Annotated in this window: 14 protein-coding genes, 5 pseudogenes and 1 other annotated feature; of the genes and pseudogenes, 6 read left to right on the plus strand and 13 right to left on the minus strand. The window is 58.0% G+C overall.

What is annotated here, in order from left to right; all coding sequences use genetic code 11:
- Window positions 1-100 precede the first annotated feature (100 nt).
- The 3 genes and pseudogenes from QCE73_RS37380 to QCE73_RS37390 all read right to left on the minus strand — a co-directional run.
- A pseudogene (locus tag QCE73_RS37380) lies at window positions 101-601 on the minus strand (CaiB/BaiF CoA transferase family protein); the annotation flags it as partial.
- Between the two features lie 371 nt (window positions 602-972).
- Window positions 973-1806 carry an IS21-like element helper ATPase IstB gene (gene istB, locus QCE73_RS37385; protein WP_309885863.1) on the minus strand — a complete coding sequence of 278 codons (834 nt, stop codon included), beginning with the start codon at window positions 1804-1806 and terminating at the stop codon, window positions 973-975.
- Window positions 1803-2045: a hypothetical protein gene (locus QCE73_RS37390; protein WP_309885864.1), complete on the minus strand. Its 243-nt coding sequence runs from the start codon at window positions 2043-2045 to the stop codon at window positions 1803-1805. The genes istB and QCE73_RS37390 overlap by 4 nt, the downstream gene beginning before the upstream one ends.
- Before the next feature lie 207 nt (window positions 2046-2252).
- Here QCE73_RS37390 and QCE73_RS37395 point away from each other — a divergent pair, with 207 nt between their 5' ends.
- Complete coding sequence (locus QCE73_RS37395; RefSeq protein WP_309885865.1) at window positions 2253-2846, plus strand: LysR family transcriptional regulator; 594 nt, start codon at window positions 2253-2255, stop codon at window positions 2844-2846.
- A 344-nt stretch (window positions 2847-3190) separates the two neighbouring features.
- Window positions 3191-4137, plus strand: a pseudogene (locus QCE73_RS37400) (IS3 family transposase); the annotation flags it as partial.
- Window positions 3493-3609 (plus strand) — a sequence feature (AL1L pseudoknot). (Overlaps the previous pseudogene by 117 nt.)
- A gap of 7 nt (window positions 4138-4144) precedes the next feature.
- Here the strand turns inward: QCE73_RS37400 and QCE73_RS37405 are convergent.
- A complete protein-coding gene (locus QCE73_RS37405; RefSeq protein WP_309885866.1) occupies window positions 4145-5542 on the minus strand; it encodes an IS30 family transposase in 1398 nt (465 codons plus the stop codon).
- Between the two features lie 45 nt (window positions 5543-5587).
- On the opposite strand from QCE73_RS37405, the pseudogene QCE73_RS37410 reads away from it, so the two are divergent.
- Window positions 5588-5887 (plus strand): annotated as a pseudogene (locus QCE73_RS37410) (integrase core domain-containing protein); the annotation flags it as partial.
- A 95-nt stretch (window positions 5888-5982) separates the two neighbouring features.
- Here the strand turns inward: QCE73_RS37410 and QCE73_RS37415 are convergent.
- Window positions 5983-6438, minus strand: a complete 456-nt coding sequence (locus QCE73_RS37415; protein ID WP_309885867.1) for an Lrp/AsnC family transcriptional regulator — start codon at window positions 6436-6438, stop codon at window positions 5983-5985.
- A gap of 121 nt (window positions 6439-6559) precedes the next feature.
- Between QCE73_RS37415 and QCE73_RS37420 the strand changes: the two genes are divergently transcribed.
- Window positions 6560-7105, plus strand: coding sequence for an alpha/beta hydrolase (locus QCE73_RS37420; RefSeq protein ID WP_404989871.1), 546 nt, complete (start codon window positions 6560-6562; stop codon window positions 7103-7105).
- Here QCE73_RS37420 and QCE73_RS37425 read toward each other — a convergent pair.
- The 5 genes from QCE73_RS37425 to QCE73_RS37445 all read right to left on the minus strand — a co-directional run bounded on the left by QCE73_RS37425 (window position 7102) and on the right by QCE73_RS37445 (window position 10701).
- Entirely contained in the window at window positions 7102-7317 is a 216-nt protein-coding gene (locus QCE73_RS37425; protein ID WP_404989872.1) for a transposase domain-containing protein, read from the minus strand. The genes QCE73_RS37420 and QCE73_RS37425 overlap by 4 nt on opposite strands.
- A gap of 391 nt (window positions 7318-7708) precedes the next feature.
- Window positions 7709-8914 (minus strand): IS91 family transposase, encoded by a 1206-nt coding sequence (locus tag QCE73_RS37430; protein ID WP_309885868.1) that lies wholly within the window; start codon window positions 8912-8914, stop codon window positions 7709-7711.
- A gap of 8 nt (window positions 8915-8922) precedes the next feature.
- Window positions 8923-9801, minus strand: coding sequence for a site-specific integrase (locus tag QCE73_RS37435; RefSeq protein WP_309885869.1), 879 nt, complete (start codon window positions 9799-9801; stop codon window positions 8923-8925).
- A 268-nt stretch (window positions 9802-10069) separates the two neighbouring features.
- Window positions 10070-10546, minus strand: coding sequence for a tyrosine-type recombinase/integrase (locus QCE73_RS37440; RefSeq protein ID WP_309885894.1), 477 nt, complete (start codon window positions 10544-10546; stop codon window positions 10070-10072).
- Window positions 10546-10701, minus strand: coding sequence for a hypothetical protein (locus tag QCE73_RS37445; RefSeq protein WP_309885896.1), 156 nt, complete (start codon window positions 10699-10701; stop codon window positions 10546-10548). The genes QCE73_RS37440 and QCE73_RS37445 overlap by 1 nt, the downstream gene beginning before the upstream one ends.
- Between QCE73_RS37445 and QCE73_RS37450 the strand changes: the two are divergent.
- Window positions 10643-10840: pseudogene (locus tag QCE73_RS37450) on the plus strand (transposase domain-containing protein); the annotation flags it as partial. The gene QCE73_RS37445 and the pseudogene QCE73_RS37450 sit on opposite strands and share 59 nt — an antisense overlap.
- 21 nt (window positions 10841-10861) lie before the next feature.
- On the opposite strand, the pseudogene QCE73_RS37455 reads toward QCE73_RS37450, so the two are convergent.
- Window positions 10862-11293 (minus strand): annotated as a pseudogene (locus QCE73_RS37455) (integrase); the annotation flags it as partial.
- A 222-nt stretch (window positions 11294-11515) separates the two neighbouring features.
- Here QCE73_RS37455 and QCE73_RS37460 point away from each other — a divergent pair.
- On the plus strand, window positions 11516-12280 hold the full coding sequence (locus tag QCE73_RS37460; RefSeq protein WP_309885870.1) for an N-acyl homoserine lactonase family protein: 765 nt from the start codon (window positions 11516-11518) through the stop codon (window positions 12278-12280).
- Between the two features lie 54 nt (window positions 12281-12334).
- Here the strand turns inward: QCE73_RS37460 and QCE73_RS37465 are convergent, their stop codons facing one another.
- Entirely contained in the window at window positions 12335-13138 is an 804-nt protein-coding gene (locus QCE73_RS37465; RefSeq protein WP_309885871.1) for an SDR family NAD(P)-dependent oxidoreductase, read from the minus strand.
- A gap of 409 nt (window positions 13139-13547) precedes the next feature.
- Entirely contained in the window at window positions 13548-14777 is a 1230-nt protein-coding gene (locus QCE73_RS37470) for an MFS transporter (RefSeq protein WP_309885872.1), read from the minus strand.
- Window positions 14778-15072 lie beyond the last annotated feature (295 nt).

The raw sequence follows: 15072 nt of genomic DNA on the forward strand, positions 1-15072 counted from the left end.
TACCTGACACCCAACGAATTCAAGAAGCAGCACTGTTCAACTGAAGCAACCGAGGCCGTTCTTCAAGATTGAAACGGTCCGGAGAAATCAGGCAGGTCACTGGCTTATCATCAAGAACACCCGTAACGCTCATCAGTCCGCCCATTGCCTGAATTGCGAAGTCGTACCCAGCGCGATAGGCGTAAGGGCCAGACTGTCCGAATCCGGTGATGGAGCAGTAAATCAGACGGGGATTACGCTCATGCAAGCTTTCATAGTCGAGCCCATACTGCGAAAGTCCGCCAGTCTTGAAGTTTTCCACGAACACGTCACAACGTTCGCTCAGACTTTTGATGACCTCTTGTCCAGCGGCTGTAGCTATATCGATTGCGAGCGAACGGTTGTTGCGATTTGCCGCAAGGAAATATGCCGACTCAGAGGTGGAGTCCCCTTCTTGGTTCTTTAGGTAAGGCGGTCCCCAACAGCGCGTGTCGTCTCCAACGCCGGGACGCTCCACCTTAATGACATCGGCACCAAGGTCTCCGAGTATTTGCGTCGCAGATGGACCTGCCAGCACCTTGGAAGGGTCTAGCACCCGAATGTCAGATAATGCAGTGGGCATAGGATCACCGATATAGACGGGAATGGACGCGACCGCAGGGCCACGCCATCATAGGCAAGCTTGGAGTAAGCTCGAGTCGTCCGGCCGCTGTTCGTTCCAGTGAGAAGCCGCGTCGCCTCAGCACCTATCGTCAGCTCTAGCAGAATGCCTTCAACGATGTCGATGCCTTCGTCTGTGGCGCGACAATCTGGATGAGAGACGCGCGACAAACAAGATGAGAATGTCGCGGTGAGGTTGATGATGCCGATGTTGATTGACGCTGGCAAGGGTTTGTTGATTGACGCTGGAATGTGTCGCATGCCGCGCGTCAATCAAGATGAGAAAGCGCGTCAGTCGGTGAGGTTGACAACGACTTGCAGTCGAGTTGCTTGTCATTGCGGGTCCTCCGGGCGCGGTGGCACGCTGACGTTCTTTGGTGTCGCCATAGTTGCGGGTCGTCCCTTTCCCTGCTGCTTGCGCTCAAGGGCGGTACGTCGGCGGTAGCTTTCGACGTTGAGTTCAAGGATCGTCGAGTGATGGACCAGCCGGTCGACGGCGGCCAGCGTCATTGCCGGATCGGGGAAGACCTTATTCCAGTCGCCAAATGGCTGATTTGCCGTTATCAGAAGAGAACGGTTCTCATACCTGGCGCTGATGAGCTCGAACAGCACTGACGTCTCGGCCTGATCCTTACTGACGTACGCGAAGTCGTCTAAGATAAGTAGATCGAAGCGATGAAGCCTATTGATGGCGGACTCCAGAGCCAACTCGCGGCGCGCGACCTGCAACCGCTGTACGAGGTCGGTAGTTCGGGCGAAGAGGACCTTCCAGCCTGTCTCCAGTAGGCTCAGTCCGATGGCTGAGGATAAGTGCGACTTACCGCCCCCAGGCGGCCCGAGCAAAATCAAATTGGCGCCGTTGCGCAACCAGCCGTCGCCAGCGCATAACGCCGAGACGTGCGCCCTAGACACCATCGGCACCGCGTCGAAATCGAAATTCTCCAGCGTCTTGCCCGGCAGCAGCCTAGCCTCCCTGAGGTGGCGTTCGACGCGGCGTCGATCACGCTCGGCGATCTCGTGTTCGGCCAGCGTCATCAGCAGGCGCGCCGCTGGCCAGCCTTCAGTATCGGAGCGCTCGGCAAAGCTTGACCAGATCTGCTTAATGGCGGCCAGCCGCAAATCATTGAGCAGCAGCGACAGGCGGGTAGCGTCGAAATCGTGACTCATGCTGCCACCTCCGTTTCCAGGTCGAGCAGAGCTTCGTAGTCGCGCAGCGAAGCCAGTTGGACGTTTGCCTGCGGCATGCTCGCGGACTTCGCTTCGAAACGCGAACGCAGTGCGTCCAGATCAGGCAGTTGCCCGTCGGCCAGGCATTGCTCGAGCGCCTGCGCCAGCTGCGCCTCGCAGTTTCGCTCGTCTCCATCTATCCGTACCCCACATCTTCTTAGGTTGGTTAATCGCTGCACAGCTTCAAGGCGGCACAGTCGCGGCGGATCTTAGAATCGGTCGCGGGCATCCGTGCTGTGCAGCGGCTTGCTGCGATTCGGCGACCGCCTGTAATCTCTTACCGACCAACGTGATGTCCCATGGTATGGACGCATTCCACAACGACAAATAGATATCAAAAAAACATAGTTTAGAATTTTATGAACTAACCTGTCGTGGGATTCCGCATGTCATACGGTCCGTCGGAGATCAAGCTTATAAGGGTTTTTGCCGGGGTCGTGCAAAACCGAGGATTCGCTGCGGCACAGGAAAAATTGAACCTGTCTGTTTCTGCGATTAGCACGTATATGAGCCAACTCGAGGAACTTGTAGGCGTGACGCTTTGCCACCGTGGGAGAGGTGGGTTCCGTTTGACGGAAAAAGGGCGACTATTCTACGCTGAGGTCGAAGCGTTACTGGATCGGCTTGATTCATTCGAGACCTACACCCTGTCGCTAAGGAGCGATCTTGGCGGATCACTCGACGTCGGTTTGACCGACAGCATCGCAAGTGACCCTACGCTGCCGCTGGCAAGAGTCATCCGCGAATTCGTCAGCCTGCACCCAAAGGTACGCCTGTCACTTTACGTTGCGAACCCGTATGAGTTGCAGAACGCCGTGATCGAGCGGCGTATCGATCTCGCGATAGGTACCCTCGGCGATGAACCTTGCGAGGCTGCTTTTGATTTTGTCGGGCAGCTTCATCGGGTACCTGCCCGAGCACTTCGCAGGACTATGGCAATGTCGCTCACAGCTGCGCGCGCTTGCCCCCGATTGTTTTAGCTATCAGGCGGAGTTTTCGCTCTGCTCAAGGCGCGATCGTCAGCGCGACCGACACGTTGCTGCTTTGTGCGACGTTCTGTTGGCACAGTTCAAGGGCAACATAGCCTTAGGTCGAGGATAGATCTGCACCACCACTTAGTTTCATCTACCCAGCGACATAGGCGACACAGTTTCGCGCGACGCACCGGATCGAGCAAAAGGTGGATGTTCGCGTGATTCAGGAGCTGCTTGGTCACCAAAAAGCAGAGATTTTTTTTTTGGCGATCGCGGCTCCGGACGCGTAACTGAACCGCCCCGGAAATGTAGGAGACTTCGGATCTTGGCTGTAACGGGAGATTTGAAGCATGGAAAGCGAAGGCAAGGCAAGGAAGCCCACCGGGACGCGATATTCAGACGAGGTCCGTGAGCGAGCGATCCGGATGGTGTTTGAGCACCAACACGAGTATCAAACGCAGGGGGCGGCGATCCGCTCGATCGCCTCGAAGATGGGGATGTCGCGCGAGACGCTTCGCAACTGGATCGTTCAGGCTGAGCGTGACGGTGGCCAACGAGCGGGCGCGACAACTTCGGAGCTGGCGCGTTTGAAGGAACTGGAGCGCGAAAATCGTGAACTACGCACGGCCAACGAGATCCTGCGTAAGGCCTCCGCATATTTCGCGCAGGCGGAGCTCGACCGCCGATCGAAGCCATGATCGCGTTCATCGACGAGCATCGCGACGTCTACGGTATCGAGCCGATCTGCCGCCTGCTGCCGATCGCGCCGTCGACGTATTACCGGCACGCTGGGCGGCGCAGCGATCCGGAGCAATGGCCAGCACGAGCGCGTCGCGATATTGAACTGAAGGCCCTCATCCGGGCGGTCTGGGAGGAGAACTTCGGCGTGTATGGAGTGCGCAAGGTCTGGCGCCAGTTGTTGCGCGATGGCGTGAAGGTCGCGCGCTGCACGGTTGCGCGCCTGATGAAGGTGATGGGCCTCGAAGGTGTGCGGCGTGGGCGCCGGATCAAGACGACGCAGCGCGACGATGCGGTGCCGTGCCCGCTGGACCGGGTCAAACGTCAATTCCGGGCCGAACGGCCTAACGCGCTGTGGGTCGCAGATTTTACCTATTGCTGGACATGGTCGGGCTTTGTCTACGTGGCCTTCATGACCGATGTGTTTGCGCGCCGTATCGTCGGTTGGCGCGTGTCGGCATCGATGCGAACGGACTTCGTGCTGGATGCACTGAACCAGGCGTTACACGATCGCCAGCCACCGCCCGGGCTCATTCACCATAGCGACCACGGGTCGCAAGGCGGATTCAACCGGTCGTCGCAACACTGGATTGTTGAACAGATTTCAGGTACTCGTCTAGGGCTTCCGCAGGCGTCTTCCATCCGAGAGTCTTCCGCGGCCTTGAGTTCAACGTATTAGCAACGGCTTGAATCTCTCGAGCACTCCACCGGGACAGGTCTGTACCTTTTGGGAAATACTGTCGTAGAAGGCCATTCGTGTTTTCGTTCGTACCGCGCTGCCATGGGCTTTGCGGGTCCGCGAAGAATACCTTCACGCCGGACTCAATAGTGAAACGGGCGTGATCGGACAGTTCCTTTCCCCGATCCCAGGTCAATGATCGCCACAGCTCAGCAGGCAAGTCAGTTACAGTCTTTTTGAGTGCGTTGGCCATCGTGACAGCCCCGTAGCCGGCTAGCGCGGGCCCGTTTTTCGTGCGCGGAATTGACCCATAGCCTTTCTCGCGGGGCAAATGCACGAGCATTGTGAAACGGCTTGATCTTTCCACCAGCGTACCGATGGCAGATCGGTTCAGGCCAATGAGCAGGTCGCCTTCCCAATGGCCCGGCACGGCACGATCTTCCGCCTCTGCAGGCCGACTGGAAATCATCACCTCCTCGCTGACGTGCGCCCACGCCTTGGCACGCGCTCTCGCTCGCGGAACGCGCAAGGCTCGCCCGGTGCGCAGGCAGCCCACCAACTCACGCTTGAGCGCGCCGCGCCCCTGAATATAAAGCGCTTGATAGATCGCTTCGTGAGAGATGCGCATGGATTCATCATCCGGGAAATCTACCTGCAACCGATTAGCAATTTGTTCAGGTGACCAACCATTGACCCACTTTCGGTCCCCGCGATGTGGTTTATTTCGCCCCTTGAACGGCGTCTGCTTGGGCCCGTCAATTTTACGACCGTCAGCGTCATGTACCTTGCCCTCCAAGCGCTCCTGTACATATTGACGCAGTTCTACATTAGTCGCCAGTTTCGCGGGCTTGGGTCGTTTAGCGAACCGTTCTGCCTTCCACTGCGCAACCGAAGCACGATACTCGAGACACCCACCTCGAGTCGCAGCATTGCGCGTAAGTTCTCGTGACACAGTTGATGGACTGCGTGCGATACGCCGAGCGATCTCGCGCACTCCGAGACCCTGTGCAGAAAGCAATGCAATCTCCTCTCGCTCAGCGAACGACAAGTATCGACCAGCAATAGGTTTGGACATGAATAGTGGCATGCCGCCACGATAGCGGAACCAGCGCGAGCCTACCGCTTGTGATGCGCCTACCGCCTGCGCCGCTTTCTCGCTTGTAATGCCGGTCGCGATCTGTTGCCAAAACCGACGCTCAATCTCATGTCCAAGTGATGGGGCGCCCGGCGAGTACATCGCTGCTCGACCCGTCAACCGATACACCTGCTTTGCACTTCGCACCATGCAACCCCTCCTCGATTAAAGGTGTTGCGACGACCGGTTGAATCCGCCCAATATCTCAGCATTCGGTACACCGAACGTTTGGTGGACGCTGGCGTTGAGCCATCAGTCCGAACCGTCGGCGACTCGTACGACAATGCACTGGCCGAAACGATCAACGGCTTGTATAAGGCTGAAGTCGTGCATCGGCGTTCATGGCGTACGCTCCAAGACGTCGAGCTCGCCACGCTCGAATGGGTTCACTGGTATAACCACCATCGGTTGCTCGGCCCGCTCGGGTACGTATCGCCTGCGGAAGCAGAGGAAGTCTACAATCGGAATCTGGTGCGCTCCGCTCGTGCGGCGTAGCGCCAAACTCGGCGGTCTCCGACAAAGTCGGGGCGGTTCAGGAATGTGGGGTCGTGAGATCGCGCGAACACTGTAAGCGGTCCGTTATCCACGCCTCACTTAATTTCACCAATCGCCTTTGGTGGATAGCTCGCGAGGACGATCGAGGTGGTCACCGGTCCGAATCTGGCCAGCGCGTCAATGGTTTTCTCTAGCTGGCTCATTTTTTGAACCACCACACGGACGACGAAGCAGTCATCGCCCGTGATGCGATGTGCTTCGATGATCTCCGGCATCGTTGCGAAGGCTTTCAGGCATTTTGTAATCTGCGCGTGAGTCGTCTGTATCCGGATGAGTGCGGATATATCACGGCCTACGAGTCCGGCATTGACCCTCGCCGAGTAACCCTCGATCACACCGCGCTCTTCCAGCCGCTTGATGCGGGCGGTGACCGCTGGCTGCGAGAGTCCAATCTGCTTACCTAGCTCGGTGTTGGTTACACGCGCATTAACTTGCAACGTCTCAATAATGCGCCAATCGAGTCGATCCAGTTCCACCTGCTTAGGTTTCATTCGTACATGCCTCTAAATTCCACCAGTTTCAATCCGTATCACGACGATTTCATCGGTTTGGCTATTCTGGCAGAAGCCGTTGGCTCCTACACTGAGTATTCATATCTGGAGGAACCTACACATGAGTCGACGCGTGCTGATCGTGCCTGGTCACGGCAATTCTGGGGCAACCCACTGGCAAAGTATCTGGGAAACTTCGAAGCCAGGATGCTGGCGCCGCGTGAAGATCGAGGATTGGGATCACGCCGTCTGCGACGAGTGGGTGGCAGCAATTGCTCGCGATGTGGAAGCACTCGGCCCTGATACGATCGTCGTCGCCCACAGTCTCGGCTGCCTCGCGGTTGTACATTGGGCCGCGCGAAACACAGCCGCCATAGGAGGGGTACTTCTCGTGGCCGTTCCAGATCCGTCGGCGCCGGCCTTTCCTCGCGCCGATAGCATCGGATTTTCACCCATACCGTCGGCAAGGCTTCCATTTCCGAGCATCGTGGTCGCAAGTGATGACGATCCCTACGCAGCAATCAGTTATGCACAGTCTTGTGCAAACATCTGGGGCAGCGAATTCGTCGATGTCGGGGCACGGGGACATCTGAACGCCGCTAGTCATCTGGACGACTGGGCAGAGGGATATCGGCTCCTCCAGCGTTTCGACCCGAGCAATCTCTAGCACGCAGGCCAGAAGTATGAACGATCAGCGGAGATCGACTGGCATCTTCCAGGGAGCAACGCGTCGTAGTCTTCGGCGGCCCTCGCCAGTGGGAGTCGCAGGAACAGCCAGGTCAGGCAACGATAGGGGTCGATGCCGTTGGCCTTCGCCGACTCGACGAGCGTATAGAGGTTAGCGCTCGCGTTTGCGCCGTTGACAGTGTCACTGAACAGCCAGCCGCGGCGGTTATCGAAGCATTTCTATAAGGCAGAGGATTTTTTGGTTAGCGATCGCGGCCACAGAGGCATAACGGAGCCGATCGAGATCAGTCCGCGAGCGGTAACTAAAAAACCATTTGTGCTAAGCCGCTCCGCAGGCGGTGACCGCTATGGGCGTTGAATGACCACCGCGGTAATTTCTGATGTCGGGCACGGGCGGGTGCAAACAGATTTCCAGCGATCAGGAGAAGCCTCGCAGGCGAAAGACTCAGGAAAGCAGGCGTCGGCAGGCCAGTGACCCGCAGTTTTGGCATATTCTGACGCGATCGCGGATCGATGGCACGAGTCCGGCTGCGTTAGCCTCGTCGAGAAAGGTGAACGTGTGCGGAAACTGGTGCAGTGGCAACTAGCGCGCATGGGCAGGACCAGGCGGGGCTCGTGGGAGGCTGCCGGGCATATCTTCAATGCGAAGCATGTGGCCCTTGCCGCACACGGGGCAGTCCCGCAGTGATTTGCCGGTCAGGCGTTGGTAGCGTTCACGGTAGTCTTCGCCGGGTTCGGCCGACGCAGCGGCGGGGGGCTCGACGCCGAGCAGTTGCCGGCAGGTGGCCAGGCGCTGCGTCCGGTGGCAGTTGGCGAGCCAGCCGTAGCTGCGGATGCGCTTGAACCCATCGGGCAGCACATGCAGGAGGAAGCGGCGCATGAACTCGTCGGCCGTGAGCGTCATGGTGCTGTGCCGGGCGTCGTGCCGGTAGTCCTTCCAGCGGAACTGCACGGCGTGTCCGTCGAAGCTCAGCAGCCGGTTATTGGAGATGGCGACGCGATGGGTATAGCGGCCCAGGTAATCGAGCACCTGGGCGGCACCGCCAAACGGTGGCTTCGCGTAGACGACCCACTCCGTGTGAGCGGCGGGCGCGAGCCAGGCGGCGAATGCGCGGGCATCACGCAGCGGCTTGAGCTGGCCATGGAAACGCAGCACGCCGTCATCGAATGCGCGGCGCAGTTGCTCGACGAACAGGCGGCGAAACAGGCGCGAGAGCACCCGCACCGGCAGGAAGAAGCCCGGCCGGCAGGCGATCCAGCGTTCGCCGTCCGGGGCGATGCCGCCGCCCGGCACGACGCAGTGCACGTGCGGATGGTGCAGCAGATTCTGCCCCCACGTGTGCAGAACCGAGAGGAATCCGATCTCCGCGCCAAGGTGTTTCGGATCGGCGGCGATCGCGCGCAACGTCGCGGCGCTGGTGCGGAACAGCATGTCGTAGAGCACGCGCTTGTTCTGGTACGCGAGTGCCGCAACGGGTTCGGGCAGCGTGAAGACGACATGGAAGTACTCCACTTCGGGCAGCAGCTCTGCGCGTCGGCGTTCCAGCCACTGCGCGCGGGCAAGCGACTGGCACTTCGGACAGCAGCGATGGCGGCACGAGTCGTAGGCAATGCGCTGATGGCCGCAGGCATTGCAATGCTCGACATGACCGCCGAGCGCGGCGGTGCGGCACAGCTCGATGGCGCTCATCGCGCGGCGCTGGGCACGACTGAGGGCGTCGGCATGGGTCTGCCGGTAGTTAAGGCCGCAGCGGCGGAAGATGTCCGCCACCTCGAGCGCCGGACGCATGGTTGCGCTCAGAAGTACTCGGGCGCAGCAGGCGGAGATGGAATGGGTTCGGGATGCGGGAGCAGGTCGAAGGGACTGGTGGTGGCGCACACGGTGCTGGTCGCGATTCGTAAGTAGCGCGAGGTGGTCGAAAGGGACCTATGGCCCATCAGCAGCTGGATCCTGCGTACATCGGTGCCGGTCTCCAGCAGGTGCGTGGCGAACGCGTGCCTCAAGGAATGCGGCGTTATTGGCTTCTTGATGCCGCTGCGCTCCCGTGCCATGTTGCATGCCAGCCGGATCGCGGAAGGGGTGATCGGGCGTCCGGGAATGTCGCCGGGGAAAAGCCAGTCGCGAGGGTGAGCGTCGTGCCAGTACGCTCGCAGAATCTCGAGCAGGCGTGGGGATAGCATTACATAGCGGTCCTTACGGTTCTTGCCCTGGTTTACGCGGATGACCATGCGCTGACTGTCGATGTCGATGGCCTTCAGGTGCGCAACTTCTGAAATTCGCAGACCGGCGGCATACGCGGTCATCAGCATGGCCCGGTGCTTCAGGCTGGGAATGGCATCGAAGAAGGCTGTAACCTCGTCGAAGCTCAGGATGACGGGCAGCCTCACTGGTTTCTTCGGCAAGGGAAAGTCCTCGTCGCTCCAGTCGCGCTTGAGCGTCACGCGGTAGAGAAATCGCAGAGCGCCGATCGTTGGTCCGAGGCTGCTGGGCGCGAGCCTGCGCTCTTCCCGGAGATAGATGAGCCACGCCCGAACCTCGTCGGGGCTCAGAAGCTCGGGCGAGCGACGGAAGTGCCGGGCGAAGCTGGATACCTGCTGCAGATACGATTTCTGGGTGTTCTCGGCGAGATTACGGATCTGCATGTCGTGCAACATGCGTTGACGCAGTGGTGTCATGGGAAACCTCCTGGAAACAGCGGTGAAGCCCGGTTGGGCATCCACATACTGCTCCCGGAGATGTCTGCGTCTCGTCGCCCGGATCCTGCGTCAGCTCCCCACTGCCGGTGAACGCCAGCCATGGGCTCTCGCTATCCTCCCCCTACCGCGTCAGCGGTTTAGTACAAGGCGTCTAATGCGAACAGCGTTTTTATGTAGATTCGACCTAGACAAGTGCTTTGCCGCGCTCGGACGGGAGCGCGGCGTGTACTCCATATGGTTCACATAATCACAGCGACTTCAGAAATCGCAGAAGCGTCTGGGGCGGCTGGTACCGAGCTCGCTTCACATCTGGCGGATTCAACCGAGCGAGGGCGCGCTCCTTCATCTTAAGGTCCGCCTCGACGTACATGTGCGTCGTCGTCGGGCTCTCGTGACCAAGCCATAACGCAATCTCCGTATGCCATACACCGGACTGAAGCATCGCCATTGCAGTCGAATGCCTGATGCGGTGCGGCGATACCTTGACGTCAGCGAGTTCGGGATGTTGATCCGACGCTGCTCTGGTCGCCAGCTTCAATCGCTGAGAGACGGTGGCCCGGTTCATTTCCTTTCCCTGACGTGTTGGCAGCAGCGGCGATCGCTCGGTTAGTTGTGGGTTACGGCCAAGCCATTCGCGAATGCCTCGGGCTGTGCTCCTCCAAAGTGGCAGCGACCGCTGCTTGCATTCATGGAAATATTTGCATGAGGCAGAGATTTTTTTGATTACCGGTCGCGGATCAGGTCCGACGACATGGCGATGCGCTGGTTGCCGCGACCGCCAACCAAAAAAATCTCTGCCTTATGTCGATCTCGGCATAACAGGGCGAACTGGTTGTTCGCAGGATCCCTGCGTGCCGGAAAACGCGCGGCCGCGATCATGACATTGATCCGCTCTGCACAGCTGAACGGGCACGATCCGCTGGCTTACCTGAAGGACGTGTTGACGCGATTGCCGACACACCGTGCCGCCGACATCGCGCAACTGCTTCCTCATCGCTGGACGCGGACCGCTGCTTGATCGTTTCAGCGATTGCCCCCGTCAAGATGCCTTCCCCGGGTGCTTACCCTCCTTCAGAGTGAAACTCTCGAACTTCGAGCCCACCATCGACATTAGTTCCGACGTTCCGCTGAGGTACCAATAAGTGTCCGAGATGCTGGCATGGCCAAGATAGGTGCATAACCAGAGCACGGCATGATCGACGGTCTGTCCGGTTTCATACCATCGCTGCAATCGAGCCACGGCGAAGCTGTGCCGAAGGTCCTGAATGCGCGGATGCGGGTAGTTCCCGCGTGCCTGCCAATTCAATTGCCGACGCAGTTGCACGAAGACGTCTTGAACCGTCCTCTTCGGCACGCGGCATCCCGACTGCGACACGAAGAATGGCATGTCTTCGCGGGTTTCGATACATCGATCACGAACTTGTCGATAATCATTTAGCACTTGTACGACAGTGCTGTGCAACGGTAGGCACCGCGACTTACCGCTATGCCGCTAGCGGCATAGCGGTAAGTCGCGTCCAGTTCCCTGTCACGCTGACTATACGAACGGATATCGACAGATTCGCATCAAACGCTGAGCGTCAAATCGGACCGAAACCATCCCTTTTTGGTCTTTCTCTATTGCGAAACAGTGTTTGCATTCACGTCAATGCCACTGCAACATAGGAGTTCATATTATAGATATAGAAAGACCATGACACTTAATGTTTATGCCCTGCAAACGGGATCGATCAACATGCCTCTCGATGCATTGCTGGCCGGTGAGGAAGGTCGGATAACGGTCCCGGTTCCTTGCTATCTGATCGAGCATCCCAAGGGAAGTCTACTTTTTGACAGCGGCATGCATGTGGAAATGCAGACCGACCCTCGTTCGCGCATCGGCAAACTGACCGATGAGTTTAACATCGAGTTCAAGCAGGGCGAAGAAGTCGCGGCACAGCTCGCGCTGCTTAATGTCGATGCCGAAAAGATCGACATCCTTGTGAACTCCCATCTGCATTATGATCACGCTGGCGGAAACGAGGCGATTCCTAATGCACGCCTCATTGTACAGAAGCGCGAATGGGATGCTGGCCGCGAACCCGACCTTATTGCGAGCAATGGCTACCAGCAGCATGACTACAACCACGGCCATGACCTGGAGTTAATTGATGGCGAACATGACCTGTTCGGCGACGGCAGCGTGGTTTGCATACCGACCTATGGACATACGCCGGGGCATCAATCACTGAAGCTAACGTTGGGATCGGGACGTATAGTCTGCCTCTGTGGCGATGCGTGCTACCTGCGCCGCAACCTTGATGAAATGCGCTTGCCTAGCGTGGTGCATGACAAGGTGCAAATGCGCGAATCGTTGGAGCGGCTAAGCGGGTTAAGGAAGCTGGGGGCCCAGATCTTCTATGGCCACGACCCTGAGTTCTGGGCAACACTTCCCGCCTGGCCCCGTCGGATCGCCTGATGCATCGCGCGTCCAGTGACGGACGCGCGTCAGTTCCTGTGCGTCCCGGTACGATCAACGCGCCGAAAACCCTCCGTCCACACTGAGTTCGATCCCTGTGATCCAACTTGAAAGGTCAGATGCCAGAAAGGCTGCAGCCTTAGCCACGTCGACCGGAGCCCCGAGACGACCAAGCGGGTGCTCAAGGAGCACATTTTCCTTTGCTTCATCGACGGACGTGGCGAAACCAAGATCGACGAACGTTTCGAGCATTTTATGGCTCATCTCCGTTTCGATAAAACCAGGATGGATCGCATTTACGCGGATGTTGTGTCCAAACGTTCCGCATTCGATCGCTGCCGCCCGGCTCATCGCTCGGATTGCACCCTTGGATGCGCTATAGGCGGCAAGTGCCGGGGTACCGACTAGTCCGGCAACGGACGACAGGTTGATGATACTAGCGCCGCCGACACACGCTCCTGAACCGCGTCGCATCGCTCGCACTGCGTGTTTGATACCCAGCAACGTCCCCTTCACGTTGACATCGAGCAGCGTTTGAACATCCTGTATATTGACGGCATCGACGGGCCCATACAACTCGACAGCCGCGTTATTCACGAGCACGTCAAAACTGCCGAACTTGTCGACTATGTCGTCCACCGCCGCCTCCCAGTCCCCCTCTTGAACGACATCAAGATGTCTATAGAAGGCCTTTCCGCCCGAATTGCGGATACGCACTGCTACTTCATCCCCTGAACCGTCTGAAACGTCCGTAATCAAGACACGTGCACCATGCGCGGCAAAAAACTCGGCGGTCGCGGCACCGATGCCGTTCGCTCCACCAGTAATTAATGCACTTTTCGATGACAAATTAACCATTCTATCGGTTTCCTTAACTTTTTGGTCTGAGCGTAAAACAACGAGGGTATATATGCTTCGCGTAAATCGTTGGTGTGCGCCACCGCAACCCCCTATTGCGTGATTGGCTCCTCCTAAAGAGTGCGATGTGCACATCGGTATTGCAAGTTCATCGACGGAGGCCCGCTCGGCCTTGCATTCAACACTGGTCGGCGCTATACATTGTCGAACATCTAATCCGCGCAGCCTCGCGCAAACAGGCCGTCGACCGCGCATGTCGATATGTGCCCAGCCGGTTATTCCAGAGAGCTAACGCCGAAAGACAAGCATAGCCATGGACAATGCGTGAGTTCTTTGGATGGCCTTTTTTTCCTTTCCTCTCGAAGAATCCCATCGTCCTACTTCTGGAGAACTTGTAATTCTCGCAATATCATTGGCGAGTTGACCGGTCGATATGTTTCTCGTATCCTGCGCGAGAACGACCCGGCACCCCAGCCAACAACACAACGGCGGCAAGAAACAGCAACCCGATCATGCAATAGAACGCTATGTTTAAATTACCGCTTGTGCTGTTGACGACTCCCATGAACCATGGGCTGACGAGACCGCCAAAAGAGCCCATCGTGTTAATGAATGCGAGTCCTGCCGCCAACGCGGCCCCGGAAAGATACTGCGATGGCATGGCCCACAGGATCGGAAAGACCGACATTGTCCCAACCTCAACCAGCGTAACCGCCACTACGGAAAGGGCGAAATTGACATTATGCATCGACAGGATGGCAAGCCCCGCGGCGGCCAATCCCATGATAAAAACGATATGCCAACGACGTTCGCGGTAAGCATCGGAGTGACGCCCGAAAGCCACCATTGCCACCGCAGCGGCCGCGTACGGAATGACGGAATACCAGCCGATATGCAGCAGACTGGAGGCGCCCCCCTTCTTCAGGATTACCGGCATCCAGAATATGACCGCGTAGTTTGCGCACAGCACTGAAAAATTAACGAACAGAAGAACATAGACCCTGAGATCGGAAAACGCTTCCTTGAACGCGCGTGGTCGATCGACATAGTGACTGTCGTCGGCATTTAGCGCATTGACCAGCAACGTCTTTTCGGCCTCGGCTAGCCATCTTGCCTGCGCGGGACGATCGGTCAGATAGAAGTAAGCGACGATACCTAGCACCGACGCCGGTAGTCCCTCCAGCAGAAACATGAACTGCCAACCGCCCAAACCATACAGACCATCCATGTATATCATGATGTTTGTCGAAAGCGGACCGACGAACATCCCCGCGATTGCCGTCGCGCTGAAAAGCATCGCGCTGACGCGAGCGCGCCGGTCAGACGTAAACCAGTATGTGAAATAGAGCATCACCCCCGGAATCAGCCCGGCCTCGCAAGCGCCAAGAAGTGCGCGAAGTGCGATGAACTGTGCCGGCGTTTTAACCAGGAAGGTGGCGGCGGAGGCGAGCCCCCAGAAAAACATGATGCGCGAGATCGTTTTACGTGCTCCCAGCCGGTACAACAACATATTGCTGGGCACTTCAAACAGGCTATAGCCGATGAAAAATGCTCCTGCTCCGAGTCCGAATGCCGCATCACTGAGCTCGATGGCGCCCTGCATCTGCAGGTGTGCGTAGCCCACGTTGATGCGCTCCACATGATACGGCCTAGCACAAAACCAGAAACGGTATGAGACGCCATGTGACCTTACGGAAGAGAGCGTCAGTCTCGGGGCTACTTGCGACGGGTAGCTCATTAAGCGGCCAGGATTTGGCTTGCATGGTAACTGTCTCCATATTATGTTATTGAGTTCTTTACCCGGGTTCGAGCGCGGCTGTAGTGGCGCCGTCGCGCTCCTCCCGATGCTGCATGTCCATTTGCGGAGCAGGTTTGCGTTGACACCGTGCTCTGGTGCCTGGCTCGCAAGTTCAGCCGTGTGGCGCGCTACGCCG

The organism is Caballeronia sp. LZ029 (assembly GCF_031451275.1).
GTDB lineage: Bacteria > Pseudomonadota > Gammaproteobacteria > Burkholderiales > Burkholderiaceae > Caballeronia > Caballeronia jiangsuensis.